Below are 1,061 nucleotides of genomic sequence, written 5' to 3'. Positions count from 1 at the left end.
CTGGATCGCTTGGATGTGACGCATCATGCGTCAACCAACCCGGAGATGGCACTGCACAGCGAACATCTCGCCTATGTCATTTATACCTCGGGCTCCACCGGGCGGCCCAAGGGCGTAATGGTGCGTCATCACGCCCTTAGTCACTTCTTATTAAGCATGCAGGAAGCCCCAGGCCTAAGCCCAGACGATATTCTGGTGGCGGTGACCTCACTATCGTTCGATATTGCCGCGCTGGAGCTGTATCTGCCATTGATCAGCGGAGCAAGGGTGGTGTTGGCGAGCCGCGAGACGACTCGAGATGGCAGGGCCTTGGGAGAGTTACTCAATCAGGAAAAAGCGACGGTTCTGCAGGCGACACCCTCCGGCTGGCGGTTGCTACGCTCGTCAGGTTGGCCATGGGCGGCGGCTCCGCTAATGGAAGGCTTTAAGGGGCTATGTGGTGGTGAGGCCTTGCCACTTGATTTGGCTGAGGATCTGCAAACTCAGGGGATCGAATTGTGGAACATGTACGGCCCCACTGAGACCACGATTTGGTCAGCGACGGATCAAGTTAAGGGCTGCCAAGCTTTCCTGGGAAGGGCGATTGCGGCGACGCAGTTGTACGTTTTGGATAGTGCGCTCAACTTGGCACCCCTCGGGGTGGTGGGGGAGTTGTATCTAGGTGGTGTGGGCTTAGCGCGGGGCTACCTAGGCCGTGCAGAACTGACGGCGGAGCGCTTTGTGGCCGACCCCTTTATGGCGGGCGAACGGGTCTATCGAACCGGTGATCTAGTGCGTTGGCGGGAGGATGGGCAGCTTGAGTACTTGGGGCGGATTGACCATCAGATCAAAGTGCGCGGTTTCCGTATTGAGCTAGGCGAGATCGAAGCCCAACTGCTAGCCCTGTCGGAGATACGCGAGGCAGTGGTGGTTGCCCAAGAGGGGCCTAGCGGAGCTAGGCTGGTGGCTTATGTGGTTCCCCAAATCGACGCTGAACTCAATACCCCCTCGCTACGCGAAACGCTGGGACAAAAGCTACCGGACTATATGGTGCCTGGGGTGATAGTCACTCTGGAGGCGCT

At 58.3% G+C, this 1,061-nt stretch carries 1 protein-coding gene; it reads left to right on the top strand.

The window, feature by feature from the left end:
* Window positions 1-15: 15 nt before the first annotated feature.
* The coding region (locus ACT3TF_RS17175; protein WP_444672639.1) for an amino acid adenylation domain-containing protein at window positions 16-1,061 on the top strand (1,046 nt) is incomplete at its 3' end.

Source organism: Halomonas sp. AOP25-F1-15 (genome assembly GCF_052378675.1).
GTDB lineage: Bacteria > Pseudomonadota > Gammaproteobacteria > Pseudomonadales > Halomonadaceae > Vreelandella > Vreelandella casei.
The sequence above is the reverse complement of the archived record's forward strand: the minus strand, read 5'-3'. Positions and strand labels throughout refer to the sequence as shown.